This window comes from Novosphingobium sp. 11B (assembly GCF_054589055.1).
In genome coordinates this window covers 1-1,333 of sequence record NZ_BAAILP010000244.1, presented here as the reverse complement: position 1 = coordinate 1,333, position 1,333 = coordinate 1, and the positions used below count along the sequence as shown (strand labels likewise).

The 1,333-nt window shown below is 61.8% G+C and carries 1 protein-coding gene; it reads left to right on the top strand.

What is annotated here, in order from left to right; genetic code table 11:
* Positions 1-435: 435 nt before the first annotated feature.
* Positions 436-1,245, top strand: a complete 810-nt coding sequence (locus ACYPYD_RS21770) for an IclR family transcriptional regulator domain-containing protein (protein WP_036529004.1) — start codon at positions 436-438, stop codon at positions 1,243-1,245.
* Positions 1,246-1,333 lie beyond the last annotated feature (88 nt).

The window sequence follows — 1,333 nt, the reverse complement described above, 5'->3', positions numbered from 1 at the left end:
CCCAAAACCATCCCCCGCTCAGGCTGAGCTTGTCGAAGCCCGCCCGCAACGCCGGGCCATCTGCTGCATCGCGTGCGGCCAGCGCCTCGCCGCCGGGGCTTCGACAAGCTCAGCCTGAGCGGAGTTGAGAGCGTGGACTTCTTCGCGTCCGAGCCCCGAGTGATTCGGATTCGCCGTTGGTGAAGGAGCCAATCCGGGCCTTGCTTCCGGACGCGAGCAAAGGATTGATCGTGATCAACCATATGACAGGCGCATTTCACCGCGATCCGCTGCGCGGATAAACGCGCACATCCGCCGTTTTTTGGTCGGTGTGCGGATTTTGTGCTCACCCTGCGGATAAAAAAGCATTCGCCAGGCGGTAATCGGGGCCGTAACGATAGCTTCACAAACATCGGAGGAGGGGTCCGATCAAGAACACGGGTTTAGGGTGAAGCTATGGAACGAGGTGTACCGATCCGGGCGGTTTGCCGGGCTATTTCGATACTTCAGGAAATAAATCAGATGGGCTCGCTTTCGATGATGCAGATCTCGAAGCGTGGGCGCATCCCTTATCCCACCGCCTGCCGCATCGTGCAGACGCTGATGCATGAGGGCCTCATCGAGCAGGAGCCGGCGCGCAAGTTCTACCGGCCTACCGCGCTCGTCCAGTCGCTGTCGCAGGGCTTTCAGGCGGACAGCTTCCTGGTGGAACACAGCCGCCGGCATCTTCGGGCGCTGACGCACAAGATCGGCTGGCCGGTCTCGCTGACGGTTCGCATCGGCACGCACATGGTCGTGCGCGATTCGACCCACGCGGACACCTCGCTGACTTTCGAGCGGTATTATCCGGGCTTCCGTCTGCCATTGATGGACTGCGCTTCGGGCCGGGTGTGCCTTGCGCATATGACGCCGGAACAGCTCGACCGCGTCATGGACTGGGTTTCGCTCGTCGGCTCGCCGTCGGAGCAGGACCTGACTGCCTACGTCTCGGTCAACACGCTCAACAAGATCCGCGAAGAAGGCTACGCGGCGATCGGTTGGGGCCAGCACAACCTGACGCCGGGCAAGACCTCGTCGGTGGCGGTGCCGATCTTCCGCGACGGCCAGTTCGAAGCGGCGCTGACGATGATCTACTTCGCCGCCGCCATGAAGCAGGGCGAGGCGGTGGAACGCCACCTCGCGGAACTCAAGGCGACGGCGGCAGCGATCACCGAGGAGATCAACTGCACCGAACTGCCGGACATGGAGTTTCCGGTTCTCAACTGATCGGAATCATCCGACGGTCGCACGAAAAACGCCCGGTCTCACGACCGGGCGTTTTGCTTTTTCGAGACTTTCCAGGACCGATGGTACG